Here is a 26,951-nt window from a genome sequence, read left to right on the forward strand (position 1 = left end):
GCGCGAGACGTACTGTATATGGAACCAGTAAAATCAAGGAATGAAGATTTATTTCAAAAACAGAGGTAAATCCCCTGAAGAACTGATATATGGGATACCAAAAGCCTGAATTTTAGTACCTAGGTGCTTGGCACTGGCATATCCACCTTCTAATCAAAGCCTATAATTTTGAAATATCAGGAAGCCTTTTTGTAACGGTAAACAGTAGCACGGCTACAGCCCAGCTTTTTAGCCACATCTACGGGCTTCATACCAGCCTCCAGGAGATTTCTAACGGCTTGACCATCAGTAGTAGCTGGACGCCCCTGATAGACTTCTGGCCGCTCCCTCTTAGCCCTTGCTATACCCGCTAACTGTCGCTCTCTCCTTAAATTAGTTTCAAACTCAGCAAACACACCCAGCATTTGTAAGAAAGCCTTACCACTAGCACAGCCGGTATCTATTTTCTGATCTAGGATTTCAAGACTAGCTCCGCTCTCGTCCAGTCTAGAGACTATGTTAGTCAAATCGTTCATGTTTCTAGCAAGGCGATCTAACTTCCATACCACCAGCTTGTCACCCTCCCCCACCATATCCAGCAGAAGGGAAAGCACTTCTCGCCCCTCAGTGGACGTTGCACTTTTCTTCTCATGGCGAATTACTGCATCTGGATAGGCTTTCTGAATTGCCTCAGCTTGAATAGAAGTATCTTGCTCAGAAGTGCTAACTCGACAGTAGGCGAAAACATTAGTATTCATAGATAAGTCCAATTAGAGTTAAAGATATTTATGAGAATATCAAAATCTCAAAAATAAGTAACCCATATGAGACACCTATTTGAGTCTCATTTGGCTATACCCTTTTGAAACGCTAAAGAGTGAGTCTATTGTTAAATTTGGGGATACTGAGCAGAGAGCAAGAGAGGGATTTGTTAAACAAACTCCTCTACAATCCTCTCCCATCAAAAAGCATTATGATTCCGGGCGACTATCATCTATGAACTGCCTTTTAAGCCTAGACACAACTGGCGTACTTACTCCTGACTGTTGAGCAGCAACCTTCACAGAAACTCCTCGCTCCAAAAGCACAACTGCCTTGTGTTTCTTTTCCTGCCATTCAGGCAAATCAGCTTTACAGCGATTCTTACTCCTCCTAAGGCTTTCCTTCTCTCCCGTTTTAATCCATCTGAAATTAACATTCCCAATTCTTGCAAGATACTTCTTAATAATTGGGTCTGACTCAGAGAAGGCCAGCAATGTATATTCAATCGGCAAATCTAGATTTAACCTCCCATCGACCAAATACGGCCCTTCTGCACCAGCTAACAAAACCCACTCAGGCCCGCACTTCTCGATTAGAGCAATTTCTTTTTCCACTTCAGACACATTTGATGTAATTAAGTAAAACTCTTTCATTTCTGTCATATATCCACCCCCACAAAATCTAATTTATAATTTTTAACCTCAGATAGCGTTTTCGCCATCCCTAAAAGCCAGTATTTACGCACCTCACAAGCCATCAGAAACCAACCCCCTGTATAGGGGTACTAGGTATGAATTTCTGACGATTTGGAACACTCAGACAGGCTCCCATTAGATTAGAGGCACAACCCGCTTTAGGTTTGATTCGCGACCCCCCATGATTTTTCTCACCGGGCCTAATGCCCCCGTACCCCTTACCTCTAACCTTACTCAGATAGCTGTAATGGCGGACACAATCCTCGAAAGCGGCTGAATCGCCCCTTTTCAACATCCGAGGCTTATCACACAGGTACACACTGCCTCCTCCCGACTCCTCAGCCCAAAGGCGCATTATCAGGCCGATCAAACCTGTAGACTCATCTGGCGTAGACTCCACGCTTCCGGGTACTCTCACCTTCTTACCGTCAACAGCTATCCAGCAGTGGTAATGACATTTCTTAGACCGCTCAACTTCCTTAACCCACTGGAAAGAAACGTATTTATGGTTTCGGTGGGGGTGATTCTCAACACGACCAGCTTTAAGGTATTTACTTAATCTGGTGAAGAATCGAGAGATCACTTCAGAATCAGAACGACCATCAAAGTCATCTGGCAAATGAAGATCAAAACGAAAGGTGAAAACTCTACTACTGCGGCTAAGGCAGTTTTTAAGCTGGGTTATCGTTTTCTTTAAGATATTGGAGTACAAACCTAATTGTTTACTGGCTTGAACTTTGAAGTCATCAAATTTAGATGATTTAAGAACCCTTGGCTCTCTTTTAGTTTTCATATTTCCTCCTAATACAGGTAGGAGGGATTACTCAATAAACATCTACTGTTATTATTTTTTCCTTATTGAAAATACTTATAACAACCTATAAACCTATAGAATTAAATAGATACTATTAAAAACCCCTTCTTTAAAATTGTGTTTAACCTTACCTCCCATGAGGTACAGGCTCTTTATAAACGAGTAAAACGACTACACTTGCTATTTCATACTTCACCCCCATCACTTTTCAACAGACACAAAAAAAGCCGCCTTGAACACCCAACCGACAACGGGTCTAAAAGCAGCTTCTGACTAGATCAACTGTTTAAACTAATTTGCTTTGGATTACTTGGCTTCACCTAAATTTTTTACTTAATCGATACATTATACACTATTTTTTCCATTTGTCAATAACTTATTGACAGGGGCGCATCTTTCGTATACCCCCCCCAATCACCCTGACTATCTACTTCTTGATTGTCCGCCTTCTTCTTACTTTTTCTCCATTACGCATTACTGCATTATCAACATTGGTGCTGAGCACGATTTTGCGATGCTCTCTCTCACAGGGCGCGATAGCACGACGTTGCTGCTCCAGAGAGAGTGAACCGTACAGCGGCCGTATTTGAATAGCCTGCCCGGCCAGCTTTTCACTGAGTTGTTTGGCGACCTGATTAATCTCCCGCTGTCCCGGCAAGAACACCAGCATACTGCCAGAGGTTTCTTTAAGCGCGCGAACAACCGTGGACGCAACCGCGGGGGCCACTGGCTGATTGATCGGCAGTTGTTGCCCATAGTGCACATCCACTGGATAGCTGCGCCCTTCACTGTTCACAATGGGCGCATTATTCAATAGCTCGGCCACTCGCTCACCGTCCAAGGTGGCGGACATCACCAGCACTTTGAGCGGGTTGTCGTCATCGCGAAACAGCGCTCGCCCCTGCAACACCAGAGCCAGCCCCAAATCGGCGTCCAGACTGCGCTCGTGAAATTCATCGAAGATAACCGCGGCCACCCCCTCCAAAGCCGGATCGCTCTGCAGCATACGAGTAAGGATGCCTTCGGTGATGACTTCAATGCGGGTCTGCGCACTCACCCGGGTTTGCAAACGCATGCGGTAGCCAACGGTTTCGCCGACCTTTTCACCGAGGTTGTCCGCCATGCGCTCCGCTGCCGCTCGAGCGGCAACCCGACGGGGCTCCAGAAGCAGAATTTTCTGCCCTCGCAGCCAGGGCTGATTCAGCAGCGCTAATGGCACTACGGTGGTTTTACCGGCACCGGGCGGTGCCTGTAATACCAGTTCATCCCGTTGCAATAGCTGTTCGCACACATCCCCCAGCACCTGGCCAATGGGAAGGTTTGCTCCCCAATCAGCTGTCACGATCAGGATTGCTTGTCTTGTACAGGTCACCACTGCCCGCACCGCAGGCAATAATGGTGCGCATCATGTCTTCCAGTTTGATATCCGGGCGCAGCTCCACCTGGTCCGGTTTCAGGTGGTACATATTGCCCGAGGTGGGGTTTGGCCCGGTGGGCACAAATACGGTGTAGTCGCCATTGGCATGCCGGGAAGTGACCAAGGCACTCACTGTTGTCGGGGACTGAGGGCCAAAAATTTTTGCCCGCGCCACTTCCCCATTGGCAAACGGGGATTTGCTGGCATCCCCAAAAAACTGGGCAATCACGTCTTTGACCATGCGATAGCCCGGAGCCAGCTTGAGCAGATAGCGGTCGAATACTCGGTGGGCCCAAGCGCCCAAACGGGTAGACACCAGTGTGCCCACCAGAAAGCAAAGCAGCAGGATAATGGCAATAACAATCAGATCCGCCAGAAGCTCTGGCAGTTGATTGTTGGCTATCACCAGATTCGTCAACGGCTGTATCCAACCGGTAATCAGCACAAACAACCACCTGAACGCCGCCGCCAGAATAACGACCGGCAACAACACCATCACGCCACCGATAAAAATCTTCTTCATGGGCTCCCCCTGTTATTGATAGGGCCATTTATTGATAGGTTAATTTATTGAGAGCGCCATTGTAACGGCTTCCCGGGAAATCGGTTCAGCCTGGGTTCAGTTTGGCAACGCTATTGTGTGTTCCAAGTTGGCCGATTGTGTGTGCCAGCGATCATTGAAGTGAGAAAGTGAGGAGAACCCTATGAACAAGGTCACTTTAAAATCTGTTTTACTCAAGCCAGCGGTAGTGGTGATCGCTCTGGTTACGTTGTCTGGCAGCGCCATGGCTGGCCACCGGGACTACGATCGCCATCACGACCGCCACAAGGGCTACCACAGTAACCACACTGACTACGCCCGCGTTATCAGTGTTAAGCCCATCTACAAGAAGGTGCGCTCTTACCGCAACGATTACAGCTATGACTACGATTACGGCCATGACAGCTATCGTTCATCCAGCAAGCCGGTGATCGGTGCCATTATTGGCGGTGGCTTGGGGCATGCCCTTGGCAACCACAAAAAGAGCAAGCGTGTCGGTGCCGCAGTGGGCGCGGTATTGGGAGCCACCCTGGCATCTGACTACGATAAAAAGCACCATCGCCGCCACGACTATCACCACAGTGGCCGCCACGGTTACCATAAGGAGATTGTCGGGTACCGGGTAAAATACCGTTACAATGGCCGGGTTTATAAAACCCGCACCAAATACGACCCCGGCAGACACATCAAAGTAGTTGTGGATGTGCGCCCTGCACACCGCTATTGATTCGCCGTAACTGTTAAAGGAGTCTGTGATGAGAAACCCGCTAAAGACCTCTGGCCGACTCCTTTGTGCCTGCGTATTGGGTGTGGCCGCTGCCACAGCCAGTATGCACGCAAGTGCCGACATCAACCGCCAGCAAGCGGCCAATATCGCCAAGGGCAATGGCGGCAAAGTACTAAAAGTCACCCCCGTCAATCACAAGGGCCGCAAGGCATTCCGGGTAAAAGTGCTCACTGCAGCGGACAAGGTGATTTATGTGGTTGTCGACGGACAAAGTGGTCGAGTAATCAACCGGAGATAAACCATGCGCCTGTTGATTGTGGAAGACGAACCCAGCCTGCGCCAGCAACTGCAACAATTGCTCAACGACCAGGGCTATGCGGTTGACAGCGCCGCGGACGGCCCCGAAGGGCTTTATTACGGCACGGAACACCCCTATGACCTGGCCATTATTGATATCGGCTTGCCCGGCATGGACGGCATTGAGTTAATCCAGCGATTGCGTCAGGAAAATCACAAATACCCCATTTTAATTTTAACCGCACGGGGCAACTGGCAAGACAAGGTGGCCGGCCTGGAAGCCGGCGCAGACGATTATCTGGTAAAGCCATTTCACCATGAGGAGTTGAAAGCCCGGGTTCACGCTCTGTTGCGCCGTGCATCCGGCAACGCCAGCTCTACATTGAGCTTTGGTGCTCTGAGCATCGATACCATTGCCAAACAGGTTTCGCTGAATGACAAACCCCTTGAACTCACCAGCTTTGAATACAACACCCTGGAATACCTAAGTCGCCACCCCGGCAAAGTGATTTCAAAAACCGAATTAACCGAGCACCTGTACGATCAGGATTTTGACCGGGACAGCAATGTGATCGAGGTATTTGTGGGCCGTCTGCGCAAAAAACTGGACCCAACAGGCGCGCTCAAACCCATTGCCACCGTACGCGGCCAGGGCTATCGGTTCGCCTTGGAACAGGCTACGTGAAGCCTTTGCTGCACTCCCTGGCTGGCCGTTTTGTACTGGCTTCCGTGATCTTGCTGCCGGTTTTTTTGGGGCTCAGCGGTCTGGCCCTTGAGCGCAGTTTTCAGCGCAGCCAGCAGGCCGCCTTGCAGGAGCAATTAAAGAGTTACGTGTACCTGTTGATGGGCGCTGCAGAGTTGGACGCAGACCAGCTGTGGATGCCAGAACAACTTACAGAGCCTCGCTTTAATCAACTGCATTCCGGGCTGGTGGCCTATATTACCGATGCCGAACAACTGCTGTGGCAGTCTGCTTCCTCTCTGGATATTGCCATTCAAACAGACGAAGCTGCCCTACTCACCGGCCAACAGAATTTTCAACCGATAGCCATTAGCAACCTGCCCTACCACCGCTTTTACTACGATGTCAGCTGGCAACAGGAATCTGGCAGTAACCGCCTGTTGAGATTTGCCGTGGCCCAGCACAGCAGTGCGCTGGACGCACAGCGTCTGAGTTTTCGGCAGCAGCTGTGGCAGTGGCTGGGGGGGCTTGGGGTGTTCCTGCTGATTGCCCAGTTGTGCATTATGCGCTGGGGGTTGCGCCCATTGGATCGGGTGGCCGCTGATCTGGCCGCCATAGAGAGCGGCCAGAAACAGCAATTGGCAGGCCGCTACCCACGGGAAATTACAGCAGTTACCGATAACCTCAATCGCGTCTTGAACAGCGAGCGGCAGCAACGGGAACGCTATCGAAACACCATGGCCGACCTGGCCCACAGTTTAAAAACCCCATTGGCAGTGATTCGCGGCCAGCTGTCAACAAGTGCCAAGGACGATGACATCAATCAGCAAGTGGAACGCATGGACCAGATTGTTCAGCACCAATTGCAACGTGCCGTGGGCGGCAGCAATGCCAACAAGAACAGCACCCCAGTGGCACCCGCAGTGGAAAAACTGGCCCGCACACTGGGCAAAATATATCGAGACAATGGCGTAACAATTACCACCGCAGTCGACGCCAACTGCGAATTTAACGGCGATGATGGGGACTTGCTGGAGTTACTGGGCAACCTGTTGGACAACAGCTGCAAATACGGCGCAGGCCAGGTTGAAATCAGTGGCCACATGGTTGCTGAGCAGCTGGAATTGATTATCGATGACAACGGTCCCGGTATACCGGACGCCCATCGGCAAGTGATTTTGCAACGTGGAGCCCGGGCGGATACCGCACAAAACGGCCAGGGTATTGGCCTGGCGGTTGTGGTGGATATCGTTAGTAGCTACAACGGTGAGCTATTGGTGGAGGAATCCCCACTAGGCGGGGCTCGCTTTCGGGTGGTATTACCTTAGGGTCTGTTGACACTAATACCAACAGCGCTAGGACGCCCGCAGAACAAACTCCAGCCGACCATCCAACATCAACACGCCTCGATCAATTTTCAAACTGTGGAGCTGGCGCTCCAGTGACGACTGGCCATGGCAGTGTCTGGGCAGGTTTTCTCTGGTCAGTGGTTTTGCCAACAGACTGGTGGCAGAACGCACCCCGTAGCTGTACTCCGGCGGTACCTTTTGGCGATCCCGCTGTACGAAGCCGTGGCCCTTGGTGCCAGAATGAAGATGGGGAGCCAAAGCCATTGCCAGCCCGGCGATGGCTGTTCCATTCATGTAATTAAACAAATCCCAGAACAGGATCAGATCTATTGACGAGGTGTCAGGAAGGAACGACAACAGCTCGCTAAAGTATTGCTGATAGTGGTTTTGCTTCTGCTGTTCGGTCAAATCCTCCCCTTCCGGGATGGGGGCAGGCAGATCTGAAAACAGATCGGCAAAGTGCAGCTGGCAACGGTAGTCCGCAAAAAAGGTAACGGTGTCCGCTACCCCAGGGCCAACATCCAATACCGAAAAAGGCCGATCACCGGGGAGTGTTTCGGTCAACCGGGCAAACAGTTGACTCTGCTGCTCAGGCAGCAGAGCCTCACTGTTCGTCGTCGCTTGAACCCCGGTTTCAGCACGGCGAAACATACCCTAAGAGGCGCTTTTGGCGGCTTCTTCAGGTTTGCTTTTTTCTTTGTGCAAGGGTTTAACCTCAGCCGCTTTAGGGGCTTCCGCTACCGCATTGCTGCCCGGGTCCATATCGATGCTGCCTTTGAACTTGGCACCGTCTTCAAGGGTGACTCGCGGAGCGACAATATTGCCGCGCACATTGCCGGTTTTGGAAACGGTGACTTTTTCGTGGCCTGAAATATCGCCCTGCACTTCGCCATCAATGCGTACGGTTTTGGCGGTGATGTCAGCTTTCACCGTGCCACTGCTACCCACCGACAGTTCGTGGGCACTGAGGTCGATGGTGCCATCCACTTTGCCATCGATAACCAGGTTTTCACCACCGCTGATATCGCCCTTGATATGAATAGTGGAACCAATCATGGCACAAGCCCGTGACGGTGACGTCACGCTGGTAGCTGCCAGATCTCCCCGGTCAACCGGGCTTGCAGGTTTGTACTTGTCGTCGTTTTTCTTGTCGTCGTTTCTTTTATCAAACATGGCTATCTCCCGCAGGGTTTGGAAAGGCGCATCATGGTCTTAACGAGCGCAGCATACCAGTGCCTAAGTCACAGAATAAATAGATACCGGCAATATCTCTGGTTACAATTCGTGCCCCAAAACAGCACCCCGGTCACCCGTCATTATGCGCCTGTTTCTCGCCCCTATGGAGGGGGTTGTCGACCATCATATGCGCGACTTGATCACCCAGTTGGGAGGGGTTGACCTGTGCGTCACCGAATTTGTTCGGGTCACTGATGCGGTGCTGCCGGAAAAGGTGTTCAAACGGCTCTGCCCAGAGCTGGCTAATGGCTGCCGCACCCAATCTGGTACACCGGTTCGCATCCAGTTGCTGGGCAGTGACCCGGAAAAACTGGCTCGCAATGGTGCCAAAGCCGCCCGTATGGGAGCATCCGCCGTTGACCTGAACTTTGGCTGCCCGGCAAAAACCGTTAATAGCAGCGATGGCGGCGCCACATTGTTGAAAAACCCAAACAGAGTGTACGAAATCGTCAAAGCCGTGCGCGATGCGGTACCTGAACCGGTGCCGGTTACTGCCAAAATTCGCCTGGGGTTTTCCGATCGCAGCAGCTACCTGGACAACGCCACCGCTGCCTGGCAAGCCGGTGCCAATGAGCTGGCGGTACACGCCCGCTCCAAAGCGGACGGCTACAAGCCTCCGGCTTATTGGGACTACATTGGCCGCATCCGTGAGACGATCGATATTCCCGTGATTGCCAATGGCGAGATCTGGACTCTGGACGACTACCAGCGCTGCAAACAGCAAACCGGTTGTACCGACTTTATGTTGGGTCGAGGCCTGCTGGCCCGCCCGGATCTGGCCCTGCAGATCAAACATGTTGAAGCGGGCGAGCCCTATTCACCACTACCCTGGCAGGCGGTTTGCGAATTGCTTTACGGTTTTTACCGGGAAACCGGCGACGCCTATCCGGAGCGCTTTCTCGGCAATCGCGCCAAACAGTGGCTGATGTATTTGCAGCGCACCTATCCACAGGCGAGAGCCCTGTTTGAACAAATAAAGCGGCTGCGGGAGCGCCGGGATTTTGAGACCGCTTTCGCTCAGCAGCTGGAAAACTCTGTTACCATGCCGCCCAACACCAAAACAATAATGCAGCAAGGATTACCACCATGACTGACAACCCCTACTCCACTCCGCAAGCGGATACTTCTGGCCCTCACTCCCATCAAAGCGTCAACCAGCAGCTGATAGAAAAACTGTCCGGCACCCGCCCATGGGTGATGTTGATTGCGGTGATGTTGTACATCTCTGCGGGTTTTATGGTGCTCGCCGGCGTGGTGATGATGGTCGCGGGCACCGCCATTAGTGGCGCCGCCAATACAGCCGGTGTGATTGGTACTGGCGTTATGGGTTTTATTTATATTGTTTTCGCGTTGTTGTATATCTTCCCTGCGATATACCTATCTCGTTATGGTTCACGCATTAATGCACTAATTAACAACCCCGATGAAAACAATCTGATCGACGCTATTGAACAGCAACGCAAGTTTTGGAAATTTGCTGGTATTGTAACCATTATTATGCTGGCCTTTATGGTATTGGTAGCGATAGCTGCCATTGCTATTCCAATGATGACTACCTTCGGTTAAAGCCGTTATGAATCAGATTCAAGACATAAAAATCGCCTTTATTCAGGCTGGCTGGCATCGTGACATTGTTCAGCAGAGTTACCTGGCGTTTGCAGACGCACTCAAGCAAAATGGCCTGGACCCTCAGCAAATTGACATTGTTGATGTACCGGGCAGCCTGGAGATTCCACTGCAAGCCCAGCTGCTGGCAAAAACCGGGAAGTACCATTTAATTGTGGCTGCCGGGCTGGTGGTTGACGGCGGCATCTATCGCCATGACTTTGTGGCACAAGCGGTGCTGGATGGCATTATGCGGGTACAGCTGGATTGCGAGGTGCCCATTCTGTCGGTTGTGCTAACGCCCCACCACTTTCAGGAATCAGAAGCCCACCTCAAGTTTTTTTACGATCACTTTTCCATCAAGGGAAAAGAGGCCGCTATGGCGGCTATACAAACCTTACAGAACGCCATGGCGCTGAAAGACAACCAGTAATTTAGAAAAGTTATCCCCGCTTACGCGGGGATAACTAAGCTTCTCAGTAAATGTCACTTCAAGCTTTTTGACACCACTTCGTAAACGTCTTTCGACAACCCTTCAACAGCCATAATTCGCGCCAGCTGTTCACGCATCAGCTGTTGGCGTTGGGGAATTTGCTTTTGCCACTTGCTCAGTGGCGACATCAAACGAGCGGCAATTTGCGGGTTTAACGAATCAAGCTCAATAATGGCATCGGCCAACAACTGATAACCCGAGCCATCTGTGCGATGAAACTGGCTGTGATTGTTGGCGCAGAACGCCCCTATCAGCGAGCGCACTTTATTGGGATTCTTGAGATCGAATGCGGGATGCTGCATCAATGCCTGCACTCGCTCAACACCACCGGCTTGTGGGGCCATCGCCTGAATAGCAAACCATTGATTCACCACCAGCGCTTCATGCTGCCATTGATTGTAGAACGCCGGTATCAATTCCCCAGCCTGCTGCTTTGCGGCAGCATTGTCAGAACCGACCAACAGAGACAGCGCCGCACTGCGGTCGGTCATATTGGTGGCCAGGTCGTACTGGCGACGAGCCAACTCAACCGCGGTATCATCCGCCAACATCAAATAACCCAGTGCGGTATTTTTCAAGCTGCGCTTGGCAATTTGCTCGGCACTGGGCTGGTAGGCGTCTTCAACCTGATTGTTGTGGTAAGCAGCACGAAATTCATCGCTTAGCTGGTTGGCCAATTGTTGGCGAACAAACTCACGGGCAGCGTGAATTTCGTCCACATAAATCACATCCGCTTCTTCTGCCAAGTACGCTTCCGACGGCAGTTTCAGCATCAGCGCCACCATCGCTGGATCCAGCGTGGTATCGGTGAGTACTGTTCGACAGGCCTCCACCAGGCGGCCATCCAGCACCATAGGCTGGCCATCCAGCTGCGCTTGAACCAGTTCTTCCAAAATGTCTGTGGCCAATTTCTGGCAGGCATCCCAACGATTAAAGCCGTCGCTATCGCGGCTCATCAGGAAGGTCAGATCGTCTCGGCTGTGCGGGAAATCCAACTTAATCGGTGCAGAAAAATCTCGGAGCAACGATGGCGTTGGTGGTTCGGCCACCCGCTCGAAGACAACACTCTGCTCGCGCTCAGTGATTTCCAACACCAGCTCCGTGGTGTTTTCCGTTTGCTCAACCCCCTGTAATTTAAGGGGCAGATCGCCCTGCTCTCCCACCAGGCCAACACGTACTGGAATCAGGAACGGTGCTTTTTCGGTCGCTTCCGGCGTCGCCGGGCAGCTTTGAGTAAACTCCAGTCGATAGGTCTGGGCCTCTGCATCGTAGTGCCCGGTGACGTCCACCCGTGGCGTACCTGCCTGGCTGTACCAACGTTTGAACTGAGTCAGATCACGACCAGATACTTGCGCCATACACTGGGCAAAATCGTCGATAGTGGCCGCCTCGCCATCGTGGCGCTCAAAATACAGGTCTGTGGCTTCGCGAAACTTTTCCGGCCCCAGCAGGGTGTGATACATGCGCACCACTTCGCAGCCTTTTTCGTAAACAGTGAGCGTGTAGAAGTTGGAAATTTCAATAAAGCTGGCAGGTTGCACCGGATGAGCCATGGGGCCTGCGTCTTCAGAAAACTGGGCGGTGCGCAGCAAGCTGGCATCTTCTACCCGCTTTACGACCCTTGAGCCCATATCCGCGGAAAACTCCGCATCCCGAAATACGGTAAAGCCTTCTTTAAGGCTGAGCTGGAACCAGTCCCGGCACGTCACCCGGTTGCCCGACCAGTTGTGAAAATACTCGTGGGCAACAATGGCCTCTACCCGCTGGAAAGCCGCGTCCGTCGTGGTTTCGGTTTTTGCCAACACCGCAGAAGTGTTAAAAATATTCAGCCCTTTGTTTTCCATAGCGCCCATATTGAAGGCGTCTACGGCAACGATCATAAAGATATCCAGGTCGTACTCGCGACCGTAGACTTCTTCATCCCAAGCCATGGATTTTTTCAGGGAGCGCATGGCGTGGTCGCATTTATCGATGTCTTTTTCTTCCACAAAAATGCGCAGCTCGATCTCGCGGCCACTGATGGTGGTAAAGCTGTCTTCAATAAACTCCAGATCACCGGCTACCAACGCAAACAAGTAACTGGGTTTTTTAAATGGGTCGTGCCAGGTGACAAAGTGACGGCCACTGTCCAGTTCGCCGCTGTCGATGGGGTTGCCGTTACTGAGCAGCACCGGGCAACGGGTTTTATCCGCCACCACCGTGGTGGTGTACTCACTCATCACATCCGGCCGGTCCAGGTAATAGGTAATTTTGCGAAACCCTTCTGCTTCGCACTGGGTGCAGAACATACCGCCGGATTTGTACAAACCTTCCAGGGAAGTGTTTTCCTGGGGTTTGATAAACACCAAGGATTCCAGCACAAACTCTGCGGGAACCTGTTTAATGGTCAGGCTTTCTCGATCCGCGTCGTACTCATCCACTTCTAAAGCACGGCCATCGACTTTTAACTCGCGCAACTCCAGCTCAATACCGTGCAACACCAGCTCGGTACTTTCACCGACGTGGCTGTTGCGGCGCATGGTCAGCTTGGCAGCCACAGTGGCGCCCTCTTCCAGTAACTCCACACGCAGCTCGGTGCGATCAATGGCATAACTGGGCGGCTGGTAGTCTTTCAGGTAAATGGTTTTGGGTTGTGCGTCTTTCATGAATAATCTCTTGACGATACCTTTAATACTCGACGGTAACGTTATAAGCGGTAAATTTACGAATGTTGATCACACCGGAATCGAACATCAAATATTGACCTTTGATGCCCATCAATTTGCCTTCTACCACTGGCGTTTTATCGAAGTTAAAACTGGTGACTTTGGTGGGGTATTCAATCACCGGATAATCGATATCCACGGGGTCGGCCTCTATGGGCTGGATGGCATTAAGGCCAAAACGCTCCGTCAGTTGATCCAATTCTTTCTGGCACAGATCAAACAGTTCGTCGCGCTTGGCTGGCAGGTCTACGGGTACCACATCATTTTTCAGCATCGCCCGCCAATTGGTCTTATCGGCCACATGCTGGCGCAGGCAGTCTTCCACAAGGCCCGATTGCTGCCGGGTAGCCACTCGCAATATGGGCAGTGCCTGTACCGCGCCCTGGTCGATCCAGCGAGTGGGCACTTGGTTGACCCGGGTAATACCGACTTTAATCCCGGATGAGTTTGCCAGGTAGACAATATGGTCGGTCATGCAAAATTGCTCGCCCCACTCCGGCTCCCGGCAGGTGCCCTGATGGTAGTGGCATTTTTCCGGGCTGATAATGCAACTGTCGCACTGAGCCAAGCGAGAAAAACAGGGGTAGCAATACCCCTGGTTAAAGCTTTTTTTGGTTTTTCGGCCGCAGTGGTTACAGTGGATTTCGCCCTGATATTCCAGTCGCAGGTGTTCGCCAACCAGGCTATTGAGATCTATTCGTTGGTCATCCAGTGGCAGCTGATAATTCACACGATCAGCGAGCTCGACCACCATTTTTTTCAAGTGGCCACTATAGGAATTTTCAGCCATTTACTGCTTCCACTTAAGTGCTTCGATGGCATCCAATGACAGGTCGGTTTCACAGTCAGTGGGTTTGGGAGGAACATAGCCGCTGCGCTTTTCCGGTGGCAAGTGTTTGTGCTCATAGGCAATAACCGCCTGCATGCACAGCTCCCGCTGCTCCGAGGTCAGCGAGTTGCCGTCAGGCCACTTGCCCAGCTCTACGGCGCGTTTGAGGTTTTGATAAATTTCTGGGCTGAGATTATTGAGCAGCTGTTGGAAGTCCATAAGCATGTGCCTGACTGGAAGAAAATAACGAGCGCCGATTATATCAGCGCCCACGCCATGACGCAGTGAACATGGCTATGGCCATACCCACCACCAAGCCACCGAGATGAGCGGCATTGGCAATACCACTGCCCATCAGCTGGGAAAGCGTACCGGTAATGCCCAACACCAGAAAGATAAACATCATGCCAAACAGCATCGGCGGAAATGCCAGTAATGGATGAGGGTTTTGTCGCTGTCGCAGCCACACATAGCCCATCAAACCGTATACCACACCGGACATACCGCCAAAGGGCACAGCCGGGCTCCACAGATACTGCGCCAGGTTGCCCCCCAAGCCAGTGGCAATAATCAACCAAAATAGAAATGCCTTGCCACACACGTGCTCCAGGCGGTGACCAAACACCCAAAGCCAGAGGCAGTTAAACAACACGTGACTGACACCAAAGTGCAGAAAAATTGGCGTTAGCCAACGCCAAAAGGTAGTCGGTGACCATTGTTCCAGTGGTGGAAACAGCAACAGACTGGCCAGCTGGGGAGAACCATTGACCAGCAATGCTCCACCAATGCTTAACACTATGCTCCACATCACCACCGGGACGCGCTGAAACAACCCAATAAACTTGGCGAACAGGTTACTGGGGCGAGCAGCACGGGGGGATGAAGACTGTGCTTTGGCGTAACTCCAGGGGTCTTTTTCGGCACGCTTTTGTGGCTGATTCAACTGGCGAACCAACTGGTCCACTTCGACGATGTGTTCCGGGTTTTCAAGCCACAGTGACAGTCGTTGATCGTCCTTTACCAGCCGATGATTAATTTGGCGGCGTTGCAGTTCTGCCACTAATTTGTCGGGATTCCAGGAGCGAGGGAACTGGGCCACCAGCGTCCAGCTGTTTTCGTTCACTATTATTTTCCGTTGGCATTGCTGCGGTGGGTAGAGCCTACCCGGCTGCCCCACCCCAGTTTGCTGCGGCAAATTTCGTAGAAATTGTGATCGGACGGGTGAATCAAGCGCAGCCGTTTTTGCTTTTTGCCAATACGAATGACATCACCGGGCTCGGTTTCCACGTGATTTTGGCCATCGCAGGTCACTGACGGATGCAGCTCATTGAGGTCACTGACTCGTATTTCGATCTCACTGTCACCGGGCACCACAATGGGTCGGCTACTGAGAGTGTGGGGATTCATAGGCACCAGCACAATGGCGTCCAGATCCGGGTGCAAAATTGGGCCGCCACCGGAAAGTGCGTAAGCGGTGGAGCCGGTGGGGGTGGCCACAATCAGGCCGTCGGATCGCTGGCTGTTAACAAAATGGCCATCGATGTAGAGTTCAAACTCCATCATTCGAACCGACTGCCCCGGGTGCAGCACCACGTCGTTTAAGGCGATGCCCTCACCTATTTTCGCGCCATTGCGAGTAACAGCGGTTTCCAACAAAAAACGGCTGGATTCAATGTAATTGCCGGCCAGCACTTCCCGCACCCGAGGGCCAATTTCATCCGGGTAGATGTCGTTGAGAAAGCCCAGCCGACCCCGGTTAATGCCCAGCAGCGGCACATCGAAATCCACCATCTCCCGCGCTGCACTGAGCATACTGCCATCGCCACCAACCAGGATGGCCAGATCGATACAGTCAGCAAAATCACGGCATTCACACACTGTGCAATCAATGCCCTGATTGTTCAAAAACTCAGCAGCACGGGATTCCACCAGCAAGGTGTGGTCTACACTCAAATCATCTACCAGGAAGCGCAACGACTCCACCACTTGGGGATATTGAACGCGAGCCATCAGGCCAATGCGGGGAAATGAGGGCATATCACTCTCTTGCAAAAAAATACGTGAATGATCGATTATACACAGGTTTATGAGGGGGTCTCAGGTATATGCAAGTCGATTGGAATAGCTATCAATCACCCCATGTGCGCAAGCTTGCATGGGCACTTTACAGCCCGCCTCTGCTCCTCGGTTTTACGGGTAATTTGCCCGCCACAACCCAGTCTGATACGCAGCTATTTGCTGACTTGGATCGAAAGCCAGATCGGTTGGATAACTACCTGTCCAACGTTAACAGCCACCGCCTGGGTTATTACTTTGAAGCGCTGTGGGCTTTCTACTTTGAACACCACCCGGAGTACCAACTGCTGGGCCATAACCTTCAGGTAATCAACACAGAAAAGCGCACTTTGGGTGCGTTTGATTTTATTTACCGCCACTTGCCCAGCAGCCAGGTTCACCACCTGGAAGTCGCGGTGAAATTTTATTTATTTACCGGAAACCACAACCAGTTAAACGACCGAGCACGTTGGCCTGGCCCCAACCCCAAAGACAACCTGGCGACCAAAGAGCAACGACTGCTGGACCACCAGCTACCGCTCAGCCGCTCGACGGAGGGTCGCATCGCTATTGCCAAGCTGGGGGCTGACAGAGTTACTGCTTCATCGGCTGCTTTAAAAGGCTACTTATTTTATCCATGGAATAGCGGCTCTGAGCGGCCAGACTGGACGCCAGAAAATCATTGTTTTGGCCATTGGTTGTACGCATCCCGGTTGCCACAACTTGTTGAGCAACACCCTGACAGCGACTGGCATCTGCTGGAGAAACAGCAGTGGCTAGGTACCCGATTTCATATACCGCAGGCGGAAACCCATACCGGGGAAGAATTGCTTGAGTTAGCGCAAATAAGTGACATCACCTATCCGGTGATGGCAGCGCGAGTGAGTCAGGTTGGCGAAGGTTTTAATGAAAAAGAACGCTTTTTTGTCGTACCAGATACCTGGCCCAAACACGATTGACTGTAAGCCCACCAATAATTTTGGGTGCAACAAAAAAGCCGTCTCCAAAAGAGACGGCTTTATGTATATGGCGACCCGGAAGGGACTCGAACCCTCGACCTCCGGCGTGACAGGCCGGCATTCTAACCAACTGAACTACCGGGCCGCTGTATTTTCTTTCGATTTTGACTTTACCAAAATTCACTTACTGGCCTGTCACAAAGGCTCTTCACCTCAAAACAGTAAGTGGTGGGTGGTACAGGGATCGAACCTGTGACCTACGGCTTGTAAGGCCGTTGCTCTCCCAGCTGAGCTAACCACCCCTCGAAAGAGATGCGCATTCTACCCAATTCCGATGACCTGTCAAACGCTTTTTTAAAATTTTTTTACAGCCCCCGCGGCTATACTTATTTACCGCTCGCGACTAAGATATCGCGCCTGATCATTGTTTGCACAATTCCAGTCATTAACACCTAAGCCATGGAAATATTTAAAGAATTCAGCTTTGAAGCCGCTCACCGCCTACCCAATGTACCGGCTGGACACAAATGCGCACGCCTTCACGGGCACTCCTTCCAGGTCGCTATTTACGTGGCCGGACCAGTGGGTGATGACAGCGGTTGGGTGATGGATTTTGGCGATATAAAAGCGGCGTTTAAGCCCATTTATGATCAGTTGGATCACTACTACCTGAACGACATTGAAGGGCTGGAAAACCCCACCAGTGAAAACATCGCCCGCTGGATTTGGCAACGACTGAAGCCCACATTACCGGAGCTATCGCAAATCGTGATTCGGGAAACCTGTACCAGCGGCTGTGTTTACCGAGGGGAATAATGCGAGTGGAAATTATCGCAAGATAGCTTCCAACGCCCCTTTTAATTCCGGGTACTGAAATTCATAACCGGCGTTCATTATTTTTTCTGGCACAACCCGCTGACCACTCAACAACAACTCATCGGCCATTTCACCAAATAACAATCGCGCCACAGATTCAGGCATCGGCAGCAACATGGGTCGATGTAATACACCCGCCAACTGGCGGCTAAATTCTCCATTGGTGACACCGCCGGGGGCTGTACCATTTACTGGGCCGCGAATATCAGTGTGCTCCAGTGCGTACACAATGATGCCCACCAGATCATCAATATGCACCCAGGAAAACCACTGTTGCCCTGTACCAAGGCGCCCCCCCAAACCAAACTTAAAAGCTGGCAACATGCGCGCCAAGGCGCCCTCTTTAGCGCCCAATACCACGCCAATTCGCACAGAGCACACTCGGCAGCCAATGCTGGCAAAGGATTTCGCGCGCTCCTCCCAATCTCGACACAACTGATGGGAGAAACAATCCTCAGGGGCACCTTGTTCATTCAGTGGCTCATCACCATGAGGGCCGTAATAACCAATGGCAGAGCCATTAATCAAGGCTTTCGGGGGACGAGGTGCTTGCACAAAGTAGTTGTAGAGCCGCTTGGTGGTTTTGATCCGGCTGTCATAGAAGCGTTGTTTGCGCTTTGCGTTCCAACGCCCCTCGGCCAGCGGCTCTCCAGCCAGGTTAATCACACCGTCAAAAGCAAGAGTCACGTCCAGCTCATCAAGATCGCGATACAACTGAACCCCAGATGGCATAAATTGAGCAGCTTCATTAGGGTGGCGACTGATAACGTGGACACCATAACCGTCACTCAGCAACCTGCGACAGAGATGCTTGCCAATAAAGCCGGTACCGCCAGTGATCAGTATTTGTTTTGAATCCATAAGCAGCCGCGCGTGATGTGTTAGTTTATCCCTAAAAATAGCAGAGTAACGGCAGCCGGGTCAGTAACCCGTGAAGATAGGTATGGAAATGACGAAGTAATGTGCGAGTAAAATATAGTTACTACGATAAAAACCAAAAGGGCCATTCTTTCGAATGGCCCTTTTGGTTTTAAATGGTCGGGACGGCAGGATTTGAACCTGCGACCACTACACCCCCAGTGTAGTGCGCTACCAGGCTGCGCTACGCCCCGAAAGAGGCGCATATAATACCGATTGGGAAAGCGATTGCAATCAAATTTTCAGGGTTAACAGCGATGATCGATTAGCTTTTGAGGGTAGTCAGAATATCTTCCAACTCGGTGATGGTCTGGCCAATCAATTGTCGAATTTGAGTCGCCTCTTCCTTGGCATCGCCACCGCCCAAACGCTGGCGGGCACCGCCAATGGTGTAGCCTTGCTCATAAAGTAACGAACGAATCTGGCGAATCAGCAATACATCTTGGCGTTGGTAATAACGGCGATTTCCGCGGCGCTTAACCGGGCTTAAATTGGGAAATTCCTGCTCCCAATAGCGCAGTACGTGAGGTTTAACATCACACAGCTCACTGACCTCACCAATGGTGAAGTAGCGTTTTCCGGGAATCACCGGCAGTTCGTTATTATTGCTCGCTTCCAGCATCGTCTATGCGATTTTCCACTTTTGTTTTTAGTTTTTGTCCGGGCTTGAAGGTCACTACTCGGCGGGCAGATATAGGGATTTCTTCACCGGTTTTGGGGTTTCGGCCTGGGCGGGTACTTTTGTCCCGCAGGTCGAAGTTGCCAAAACCGGACAGTTTTACCTGTTCATTGTTTTCCAGGGAGGCACGAATTTCTTCAAAAAACAGTTCGACGAGTTCTTTGGCCTCTCTTTTATTGAGGCCAAGTTCGTCGAACAGCATTTCCGCCAGGTCGGCTTTGGTGAGAGCTGTCATAGCAGCCCTGCCCTATTGGTTACCGCCATTGTTCTACCCTGTTTTTATTGGTACTAGCCTTTGGGAGTCTAACCCCTCAGAGTCGCGCCGTATTTTTGCTCAAGCGCCCCTACGACATTGTCTACAGACTGAGTGACTTCCTGCTCATTAAGAGTGCGCGATAAATCTCGAAAGATCAACCCTAACGCTACACTTTTTCTATTATTATCAATGCCTTTGCCGTGATATACGTCAAATATCTTTAAGTCAATGAGGAAATCACCTGCCGCCTGACGGGCGGCAATCAGCAAATCACCAACGGCCACTTCACGGTCGACCAGCAGTGCAATATCGCGGCGAACTTCCGGGAACTTACTCAGCTCCTGGAAACTGGGAAGCTGGGCATCTTCAAGCCCATCAAGTGCTATTTCAAACAGATAGGCAGCTTGATCTAGCCCCAGTGATTTTTGTAGTGACGGGTGTAGTTTACCCATAACACCAATAGCTCGGCCGTCGCGCAAAACCTGCGCGCACTGGCCTGGATGCAGGGCACTGTGCTCACCTTTGGTGAATTGAAATTGGGCATTCTCACCACACAGGCTCAACAAAGATTCCACATCGCCCTTGAGATCGTAAAAGTCCACGGCATCTTTTTCGTGCAACCAGCTCTCTTCCAGACGCGGACCAGCAATCAATCCGGCGATCACTCGTTGCTGTTTCAGCCCATTGAGGTCATTGTCTTTTTGCGGCACAAAGCGCAAGCCAGTTTCAAACAGGCGTACACGGTTTTGCTGGCGGTTGATGTTGTGCTTCAAAGTATTGAGCAAACCCACCCAAAGCCCGGTGCGCATTACGCCCATATCCGCAGAAATGGGGTTAGCCAGCGCAATGGTGGCAGCATCAGGCTCTACCAACTTCTGTTGTTCCGGGTCCACAAAGCTGTATGTGATCGCCTCGCGGTAGCCACGGCTAATCAGTTGCTGGCGCAAGGCCGCTGTACCCACCTGAGCCTCTTGCTTGGGCAAGATAGGCAGTGGTGCTTCCAAAGTCGTGGTAGGCAAGCGATTGTAGCCGTAGAGTCGGGCAATCTCTTCGATCAGGTCGGCTTCAATGGCAATGTCGAAACGCCAGCTGGGGGCGGTAAATGTCCAGCCATTGTTATCGCTGGATTCCAGCTTCAAGCCCAGGCGGGTTAACATTTCCACAACCGTTTTGTCTTCTAACGTCAGTGCCAATTGTTGCTGCAAGCGGGCTTTGCGCAAGGTGACTGTGGCAGGCTTGGGCATTTTGTCGGCAGCACAAGTGCGCGCCAACGGCCCTGGCTGGCCACCGGTGATGTCCAGCAGCAATTGAGTGGCCCGCTCTACGGCCAGTTCCTGCAGCAGAGGGTCAACGCCACGCTCGTAGCGGTGGGAAGCATCGGTGTGCATACCGTAGCTGCGGGCCTTGCCAGCGATGGTAAGAGGATTGAAGTAGGCGCATTCCAGGAAGATATCCGTACTGCCTTCCGCTACTGCCGTGTCGTCGCCACCCATAATGCCGGCCATGGCGACCGCCTTGCTGTGATCCGCAATGACCAGGGTATCGGCGCGCAGCTTCACTTCTGAGCCATCCAGCAATTTCAGGGGCTCGCCCTCTTCCGCCATGCGCACGCGAATGCCGCCATCGATTTTGTTGCAGTCAAAGGCGTGCATCGGTTGGCCCAGTTCCAACAATACGTAGTTGGTGATATCCACCACTGGGTCGATGGAACGCAGGCCACTGCGGCGCAGTTTTTCTTGCATCCACTGGGGCGTGGGCTGGCTGGTGTCCACGTTGCGAATGACCCGGCCTACGTAGTTAGGGCAGCCTTCGTCCGCAATCAGTTCAACAGAAACGGTATCGTCAATTTGCGGCGCGACTGGCTTAATATCAACTTCCGAGACGTCTACCTGATTGAGAGCGCCCACTTCACGAGCCACACCGCGAACACTGAGGCAGTCACCTCGGTTGGGGGTAAGGTCTACTTCGATCAGTTGGTCGTTGAGATCCAGGTATTCACGAATATCGGCCCCTACCGGTGCATCTTCAGGCAGCTCCCAAATACCATCGGCAGCTTCGCTGACCCCCAGCTCATCTTCCGAGCACAACATGCCAAAGGATTCTACCCCGCGCAGCTTGGCTTTCTTGATCTTGAAGTCACCGGGCAGTTTGGCACCCACAGTCGCAAAGGCGGTCTTCAAACCTTTCCGGGCATTAGGAGCACCGCACACAACTTGCACGGTGTCATTACCATTGCCCACCACCTGACAAACGCGCAGCTTGTCTGCATCCGGGTGTTGCTCAATGGCAACAATTTCACCCACCACAACGCCGCTAAATTCAGCGGCAGCGGATTCCACACCATCCACTTCCAGACCCGCCATGGTGATCTGGGCCATTAGTTCTTCGGTGGTGATTTGCGGATTGGCCCACTCGCGCAGCCAGGATTCGCTGAATTTCATGTTTTAAAACCTTCGGTTTTGGGAGATGAGAGATGGGAGACGAGAGATGCAGACCCTGCCACATCAAAACCTCAAACCACCTGACACCAATATCCCTTCAAATTCTATTTATTGCGCCGAGAATTCAATCCGGGAGCAAATACGTCTCTCATCTCCCGTCTCCCATCTCTCATTTTAAAATTGCTTCAAGAAGTTCAAATCATTCTCAAAAAACAGCCGTAAGTCATTGACTCCATAGCGTAACATTGCTAATCGCTCTACCCCCATACCGAAGGCAAAACCACTGTATTTGTCTGAATCAATATCGCAGTGTTTGAATACGTTGGGGTGCACCATGCCGCAACCCATCACCTCCAGCCAACCGGTGTGACTGCACACACGACAGCCTTTGCCACTGCAGTTGGTGCACTGGATATCCACTTCCGCGGAAGGCTCGGTAAAGGGAAAGTAAGACGGGCGGAAACGCACTGGCAGGTCGGCTTCGAAGAATGCCTTGAGGAACTGATCCACAGTGCCTTTGAGATCCGCCATGCTGATATTTTTGTCCACCACCAACCCCTCCACCTGATGGAACATGGGGGTATGGGTCAGGTCAGAGTCGCAGCGATACACGCGGCCGGGGCACACCACGCGAATGGGTGGCTCTTTGCCCTCCATAGTGCGAACTTGCACTGGTGAAGTGTGGGTGCGCAGCACCGTGTGTTCGTTGATATAAAAGGTATCGTGCATAGCCCGCGCTGGGTGATGCGAAGGAATATTAAGCGCTTCGAAGTTGTGGTAATCATCTTCGATTTCCGGGCCTTCGGCAATGTCGTAACCCACCTTGGTAAAGAACGCCTCAATGCGCTCCATAGTGCGAGTCACCGGATGCAAGCCGCCCACTTCGGCAGCGCGGCCTGGCAAGGTAACATCGACGGTTTCGCTGGCCAGCTGAGCGTCAATGGCGGCCTTTTCAAAACCAGCCTTGCGAGCGTTAATTAGCTCTTGAACCTCTTGCTTGACCACATTAATTTGGGCACCGGCTTTGGGGCGCTCTTCCGGAGAGAGTTTGCCAAGGCCTTTCAACAAGCCGGTAAGCTGGCCTTTTTTGCCCAAGTATTCTACTCGCACTTCTTCCAGGGCAGCGGCATCGGCGGCAGCATTAACGGCAGCTTTGGCTTGTTCTGCCAGTACTTCAAGGTTTTCCACGTGTTATCCCAAATTATTGTTCTGACTTTACCCCCCGCCTCATCCTGAGAAAACGCTTTCAAGATGACACAGGGCAAAAAAATGGGGAAAGAGCGCAAGCCCTTTCCCCATTCGATACTGCTTGTAACACCGGAGTTGTATTAACCCCAGGTGTTATCAGGCAAGGGCGGCTTTCGCTTTTTCAACGACTGCCGCAAAACCCACTTTGTCGTGCACAGCCAGGTCGGCCAGTACGCGACGGTCCAGGGCAATGCCGGCTTTTTTCATGCCGGAAATGAACTGGCTGTAGGTGATGCCTTCGTTGCGAGCCTGGGCGTTGATACGGGTAATCCACAGCTGGCGGAAGGTACGCTTTTTAACGCGACGGTCGCGGTAGGCATATTGACCAGCTTTGGTTACGGCCTGCTTGGCAACGCGCAATACGCGACTGCGAGCACCGTAGTAACCCTTGGCTTGCTTCAGAATCTTTTTGTGCTTTCTGCGTGCGGTTACACCGCGCTTAACTCGAGCCATTTCTCTATCCTCTCAAATCAGTTAATGAGCGCGGTTAAACCCGCAGCATACGATCGACCAGTGGCTTGTCGGCAGCGTTCATTTGATCGGTGCCGCGCAGCTGGCGCTTACGCTTGGTGCTCATTTTGGTGAGGATGTGGCTTTTGTTAGCGTGCTTGTGCTTGTAGCCGGAAGCGCTTTTCTTGAAACGCTTGGCGGCTCCGCTGTGTGCTTTGGCTTTTGGCATTGTATTTACTCCACAATGTGATACCCGCTGGGTATCAAGGTTTAATATAAGGAGAAGTCTGTTCGGTCAGCCAGCCAACAGGCTGAGGGCGATACAGCCGGATTAGTGTCTTTTATAAAAGGTACGTTCCGGTTCACTTTTCCACGTTACTGCGTGTTACTACTTTTGAACGCTCAGTTACTTCTTTTTACTGAGTGGGGCGATAACCATCGTCAGTTGGCGGCCTTCCATTTTTGGAAATTGCTCAACTTGCCCCAGTTCTTCGAGATCTTTTTCGATGCGCTTGAGCATCTCCATCCCGATTTCCTGGTGAGCCATCTCACGACCACGGTAACGCAGGGTTACCTTGGCCTTGTCCCCATGTTCAAGGAAACGTACCAGATTGCGCAGTTTGATCTGGTAGTCACCCTCGTCCGTCCCTGGGCGAAATTTCATTTCTTTCACTTGTGTCTGCTTCTGCTTTTTGCGCTGGGCAGCTTGCTGCTTCTTCAGCTCAAACAGGTGCTTGCCGTAGTCCATCACCTTACAGACCGGCGGCTTGGCATCCGGGGCAATCTCCACCAAATCCAACTTGGCCGCCTGGGCAGTTTCAAGGGCCTCTTCAAATGACACCACACCGACCTGCTCACCTTCGGCACCCACCAGGCGCACTTCGCTCAAGCCGGTTATGTCATCGTTTAAACGGGCCCGCTTTTGCCCTTTCTTGTAATCTTTCTTAATGCTGTTTCTCCAATGCGTTTAAGTCATTCAGCGGCGCTTTCAGAACGAGAGCGACCGCGGCGCTGTATGTCCTCTTGAAGATGCTTGGCAAAGTCATCGATGCTGATGCTGCCAAGGTCTTCCCCGCTACGGGTACGGACGGCCACGGTCTGATTTTCCACTTCCTTATCACCCACAACGAGCAGATAAGGGATGCGCTGAATTGTGTGCTCGCGGATTTTAAAGCCGATTTTTTCGTTTCTCAAGTCATTAATCACCCTAAAACCCTGATTTTGCAGGGAATCGGTCACTTTTTCGACGTATTCGGCCTGGCTGTCGGTAATATTCATCACCACTGCCTGCTCCGGCGCCAGCCAGGTGGGGAATGCGCCTTCGTAGTGCTCGATCAAAATACCCACAAAACGCTCGAAGGAACCGAGAATGGCGCGGTGCAGCATGACTGGCACCTGACGGGTGTCATCTTCCGCCACATACTGCGCATCGAGGCGACCGGGCATGGAGAAGTCCACCTGAATGGTGCCCAATTGCCATACACGGCCCAGGCAGTCCTTCAAGGAAAACTCGATTTTAGGGCCATAGAAGGCACCTTCGCCAGGCAACTCTTGCCATTCCAGGCCTTGGGCATCCAGGGCATCCATCAGCGCCTTTTCAGACTTATCCCAATCCTCGTCGGTCCCCACGCGTTTTTCCGGGCGGGTAGAAATGCGGTAGATAATGTCGCTGAAGCCAAAGTCCGCATACACTTCGTGCAAGAATTCGGTAAAGGTGACCACTTCACTTTGAATCTGCTCTTCGGTACAGAAGATATGACCATCGTCCTGCACAAAGCCACGCACCCGCATAATGCCATGCAGAGAGCCAGAGGGTTCGTTGCGGTGGCAGGAACCAAATTCAGCCAAACGCAGCGGCAAGTCTTTATGGCTGCGCAAACCCTGATTAAACACCTGCACGTGACAGGGGCAGTTCATCGGCTTGATAGCAAATTGCTTGTCATCGGCCTGCAGGGCAAACATATCGTCGCCAAACTTTGAGGCGTGACCGGAGCGCTCCCACAAACTGAAGTCCACCAGCTGAGGGGTCTTTAACTCTTTGTAGCCGCGGCGATTTTGCTTGTCGCGCATGTACTGTTCAATGGTTTTGTAAATCGTCCAACCACGGGGGTGCCAGAAAATTTGCCCCGGCGCCTCTTCTTGCATATGGAACAAGTCGAGCTTTTTGCCAATTTTGCGGTGATCGCGTTTTTCCGCTTCTTGCAGGAAATTCAGGTATTTCTTGAGCTGTTTTCTGTCTGCCCAGGCTGTGCCGTAAATGCGCTGTAACTGCTTGTTGCTGGAATCACCGCGCCAGTAAGCACCAGACACCCGCATCAGTTTGAAGTGATGGCAAAACTTCATATTGGGCACGTGGGGGCCACGGCACATGTCGATGTATTCTTCGTGGTGGTAAAGGCCCGGCCGATCGTCCTTGGCGACGTTCTGATCCAGAATTTCCACCTTATAAGGCTCATCGCGAGATTCAAAAGCATCCCTCGCCTCTTGCCAGCTGACTTTTTTCTTCACCACATCGTAGTCGGTCTTGGCCAACTCCAGCATACGGGCTTCTAGCTTTTCCACATCTTCGTCGGTAAGACGACGATCCAGATCGACATCGTAGTAAAAGCCGTTGTCGATAGTGGGGCCAATGGCCATTTTCGCTTCCGGCCACAGCTGTTTAACTGCGTGGCCCAGCAAGTGAGCACAGGAGTGACGGATAATTTCCAAGCCATCTTCGTCTTTGCTGGTGAAAATGGTTAAGTCAGCGTCTTCGGTGATGATGTCATGGGCATCCATGCGCACGCCGTTAACGCGACCACCAAGGGTAGCTTTGGCCAGGCCGGGGCCAATATCGGAGGCAACATCGTAGATGGAAACCGGGTTATCGAAGGAACGCTGACTGCCGTCAGGGAGGGTAATTACAGGCATTGAATTGTCCTTTCCAGTGGTGGCCCAT

30 protein-coding genes and 3 tRNA genes are annotated in these 26,951 nt (G+C 52.0%); 9 read left to right on the plus strand and 24 right to left on the minus strand.

Going from position 1 to position 26,951, the window contains the following annotated elements; translation table 11 throughout:
- Positions 1-176 precede the first annotated feature (176 nt).
- The 5 genes from KFE80_03535 to KFE80_03555 all read right to left on the minus strand — a co-directional run bounded on the left by KFE80_03535 (position 177) and on the right by KFE80_03555 (position 4,190).
- Positions 177-737 (minus strand): recombinase family protein, encoded by a 561-nt coding sequence (locus KFE80_03535; GenBank protein UTW45984.1) that lies wholly within the window; start codon positions 735-737, stop codon positions 177-179.
- 213 nt (positions 738-950) lie between these two features.
- On the minus strand, positions 951-1,403 hold the full coding sequence (locus KFE80_03540) for a hypothetical protein (protein ID UTW45985.1): 453 nt from the start codon (positions 1,401-1,403) through the stop codon (positions 951-953).
- Between the two features lie 94 nt (positions 1,404-1,497).
- Positions 1,498-2,229, minus strand: a complete 732-nt coding sequence (locus KFE80_03545) for an inovirus-type Gp2 protein (protein UTW45986.1) — start codon at positions 2,227-2,229, stop codon at positions 1,498-1,500.
- A gap of 448 nt (positions 2,230-2,677) precedes the next feature.
- Complete coding sequence (locus KFE80_03550) at positions 2,678-3,592, minus strand: DEAD/DEAH box helicase (GenBank protein UTW45987.1); 915 nt, start codon at positions 3,590-3,592, stop codon at positions 2,678-2,680.
- On the minus strand, positions 3,582-4,190 hold the full coding sequence (locus KFE80_03555; protein UTW45988.1) for a DUF502 domain-containing protein: 609 nt from the start codon (positions 4,188-4,190) through the stop codon (positions 3,582-3,584). Before KFE80_03555 ends, KFE80_03550 begins: the two co-directional genes overlap by 11 nt.
- 181 nt (positions 4,191-4,371) lie before the next feature.
- Between KFE80_03555 and KFE80_03560 the strand changes: the two genes are divergently transcribed.
- The 4 genes from KFE80_03560 to KFE80_03575 are packed head-to-tail and all read left to right on the plus strand — an operon-like array spanning position 4,372 to position 7,242.
- Entirely contained in the window at positions 4,372-4,935 is a 564-nt protein-coding gene (locus tag KFE80_03560) for a glycine zipper 2TM domain-containing protein (GenBank protein UTW45989.1), read from the plus strand.
- Between the two features lie 28 nt (positions 4,936-4,963).
- Positions 4,964-5,233, plus strand: a complete 270-nt coding sequence (locus KFE80_03565) for a PepSY domain-containing protein (protein UTW45990.1) — start codon at positions 4,964-4,966, stop codon at positions 5,231-5,233.
- Between the two features lie 3 nt (positions 5,234-5,236).
- Complete coding sequence (locus tag KFE80_03570) at positions 5,237-5,917, plus strand: response regulator transcription factor (protein UTW45991.1); 681 nt, start codon at positions 5,237-5,239, stop codon at positions 5,915-5,917.
- On the plus strand, positions 5,914-7,242 hold the full coding sequence (locus tag KFE80_03575) for a two-component sensor histidine kinase (protein UTW45992.1): 1,329 nt from the start codon (positions 5,914-5,916) through the stop codon (positions 7,240-7,242). The genes KFE80_03570 and KFE80_03575 overlap by 4 nt, the downstream gene beginning before the upstream one ends.
- Before the next feature lie 27 nt (positions 7,243-7,269).
- On the opposite strand, the gene KFE80_03580 is transcribed toward KFE80_03575, so the two are convergent.
- Entirely contained in the window at positions 7,270-7,914 is a 645-nt protein-coding gene (locus tag KFE80_03580) for a hypothetical protein (GenBank protein ID UTW45993.1), read from the minus strand.
- Between the two features lie 3 nt (positions 7,915-7,917).
- Positions 7,918-8,436 (minus strand): polymer-forming cytoskeletal protein, encoded by a 519-nt coding sequence (locus KFE80_03585; protein ID UTW45994.1) that lies wholly within the window; start codon positions 8,434-8,436, stop codon positions 7,918-7,920.
- A gap of 145 nt (positions 8,437-8,581) precedes the next feature.
- On the opposite strand from KFE80_03585, the gene KFE80_03590 reads away from it, so the two are divergent.
- From KFE80_03590 to KFE80_03600, 3 genes are read left to right on the plus strand one after another with little or no spacing between them, the layout of a single operon-like run.
- Complete coding sequence (locus tag KFE80_03590; GenBank protein ID UTW45995.1) at positions 8,582-9,589, plus strand: tRNA-dihydrouridine synthase; 1,008 nt, start codon at positions 8,582-8,584, stop codon at positions 9,587-9,589.
- The gene (locus KFE80_03595; GenBank protein UTW45996.1) at positions 9,586-10,065 is read left to right on the plus strand and encodes a hypothetical protein; all 480 of its coding nucleotides are present in this window, start codon (positions 9,586-9,588) and stop codon (positions 10,063-10,065) included. The genes KFE80_03590 and KFE80_03595 overlap by 4 nt, the downstream gene beginning before the upstream one ends.
- A 7-nt stretch (positions 10,066-10,072) precedes the next feature.
- A complete protein-coding gene (locus KFE80_03600) occupies positions 10,073-10,537 on the plus strand; it encodes a 6,7-dimethyl-8-ribityllumazine synthase (GenBank protein ID UTW45997.1) in 465 nt (154 codons plus the stop codon).
- A gap of 53 nt (positions 10,538-10,590) precedes the next feature.
- Here KFE80_03600 and pepN read toward each other — a convergent pair whose 3' ends face one another.
- Genes pepN through KFE80_03625 form a run of 5 tightly spaced genes read right to left on the minus strand, consistent with a single transcriptional unit; the run spans position 10,591 to position 16,168 of the window.
- Entirely contained in the window at positions 10,591-13,242 is a 2,652-nt protein-coding gene (gene pepN, locus KFE80_03605; protein ID UTW45998.1) for an aminopeptidase N, read from the minus strand.
- Positions 13,243-13,264: 22 nt separating this feature from the next.
- Entirely contained in the window at positions 13,265-14,092 is an 828-nt protein-coding gene (locus KFE80_03610) for a DUF2797 domain-containing protein (GenBank protein ID UTW45999.1), read from the minus strand.
- Positions 14,093-14,350: a YeaC family protein gene (locus KFE80_03615; GenBank protein UTW46000.1), complete on the minus strand. Its 258-nt coding sequence runs from the start codon at positions 14,348-14,350 to the stop codon at positions 14,093-14,095.
- A 43-nt stretch (positions 14,351-14,393) separates the two neighbouring features.
- On the minus strand, positions 14,394-15,254 hold the full coding sequence (locus tag KFE80_03620; protein UTW46001.1) for a rhomboid family intramembrane serine protease: 861 nt from the start codon (positions 15,252-15,254) through the stop codon (positions 14,394-14,396).
- A gap of 2 nt (positions 15,255-15,256) precedes the next feature.
- Positions 15,257-16,168, minus strand: a complete 912-nt coding sequence (locus tag KFE80_03625; GenBank protein UTW46002.1) for an NAD(+) kinase — start codon at positions 16,166-16,168, stop codon at positions 15,257-15,259.
- A 68-nt stretch (positions 16,169-16,236) separates the two neighbouring features.
- Between KFE80_03625 and KFE80_03630 the strand changes: the two genes are divergently transcribed.
- Entirely contained in the window at positions 16,237-17,145 is a 909-nt protein-coding gene (locus KFE80_03630; GenBank protein ID UTW46003.1) for a DUF1853 family protein, read from the plus strand.
- 68 nt (positions 17,146-17,213) lie between these two features.
- On the opposite strand, the gene KFE80_03635 is transcribed toward KFE80_03630, so the two are convergent.
- Positions 17,214-17,290 (minus strand) — tRNA-Asp (locus KFE80_03635).
- Between the two features lie 81 nt (positions 17,291-17,371).
- Positions 17,372-17,447: transfer RNA gene (locus KFE80_03640), tRNA-Val, on the minus strand.
- 157 nt (positions 17,448-17,604) lie between these two features.
- On the opposite strand from KFE80_03640, the gene queD reads away from it, so the two are divergent.
- Positions 17,605-17,961, plus strand: coding sequence for a 6-carboxytetrahydropterin synthase QueD (gene queD, locus KFE80_03645; GenBank protein UTW46004.1), 357 nt, complete (start codon positions 17,605-17,607; stop codon positions 17,959-17,961).
- A gap of 12 nt (positions 17,962-17,973) precedes the next feature.
- Here queD and KFE80_03650 read toward each other — a convergent pair whose 3' ends face one another.
- The 10 genes from KFE80_03650 to thrS all read right to left on the minus strand — a co-directional run bounded on the left by KFE80_03650 (position 17,974) and on the right by thrS (position 26,923).
- Positions 17,974-18,882 carry a TIGR01777 family oxidoreductase gene (locus KFE80_03650; GenBank protein ID UTW46005.1) on the minus strand — a complete coding sequence of 303 codons (909 nt, stop codon included), beginning with the start codon at positions 18,880-18,882 and terminating at the stop codon, positions 17,974-17,976.
- A gap of 174 nt (positions 18,883-19,056) precedes the next feature.
- Positions 19,057-19,133 (minus strand) — tRNA-Pro (locus tag KFE80_03655).
- Positions 19,134-19,204: 71 nt separating this feature from the next.
- A complete protein-coding gene (locus KFE80_03660) occupies positions 19,205-19,561 on the minus strand; it encodes a MerR family transcriptional regulator (GenBank protein UTW46006.1) in 357 nt (118 codons plus the stop codon).
- Positions 19,542-19,853 carry an integration host factor subunit alpha gene (ihfA, locus tag KFE80_03665; GenBank protein UTW46007.1) on the minus strand — a complete coding sequence of 104 codons (312 nt, stop codon included), beginning with the start codon at positions 19,851-19,853 and terminating at the stop codon, positions 19,542-19,544. The genes KFE80_03660 and ihfA overlap by 20 nt, the downstream gene beginning before the upstream one ends.
- 68 nt (positions 19,854-19,921) lie before the next feature.
- Positions 19,922-22,315 (minus strand): phenylalanine--tRNA ligase subunit beta, encoded by a 2,394-nt coding sequence (gene pheT / locus KFE80_03670; GenBank protein UTW46008.1) that lies wholly within the window; start codon positions 22,313-22,315, stop codon positions 19,922-19,924.
- Positions 22,316-22,489: 174 nt separating this feature from the next.
- Positions 22,490-23,503, minus strand: coding sequence for a phenylalanine--tRNA ligase subunit alpha (gene pheS / locus KFE80_03675; protein UTW46009.1), 1,014 nt, complete (start codon positions 23,501-23,503; stop codon positions 22,490-22,492).
- A 156-nt stretch (positions 23,504-23,659) separates the two neighbouring features.
- Positions 23,660-24,016 (minus strand): 50S ribosomal protein L20, encoded by a 357-nt coding sequence (rplT, locus tag KFE80_03680; GenBank protein ID UTW46010.1) that lies wholly within the window; start codon positions 24,014-24,016, stop codon positions 23,660-23,662.
- Between the two features lie 34 nt (positions 24,017-24,050).
- Positions 24,051-24,242, minus strand: a complete 192-nt coding sequence (gene rpmI / locus KFE80_03685; GenBank protein ID UTW46011.1) for a 50S ribosomal protein L35 — start codon at positions 24,240-24,242, stop codon at positions 24,051-24,053.
- Positions 24,243-24,419: 177 nt separating this feature from the next.
- Entirely contained in the window at positions 24,420-24,962 is a 543-nt protein-coding gene (infC, locus tag KFE80_03690; GenBank protein UTW46615.1) for a translation initiation factor IF-3, read from the minus strand.
- A 23-nt stretch (positions 24,963-24,985) separates the two neighbouring features.
- A complete protein-coding gene (thrS, locus tag KFE80_03695; GenBank protein UTW46012.1) occupies positions 24,986-26,923 on the minus strand; it encodes a threonine--tRNA ligase in 1,938 nt (645 codons plus the stop codon).
- Between the last annotated feature and the right edge of the window lie 28 nt (positions 26,924-26,951).

This window comes from bacterium SCSIO 12696 (genome assembly GCA_024397955.1).
GTDB lineage: Bacteria > Pseudomonadota > Gammaproteobacteria > Pseudomonadales > Porticoccaceae > SCSIO-12696.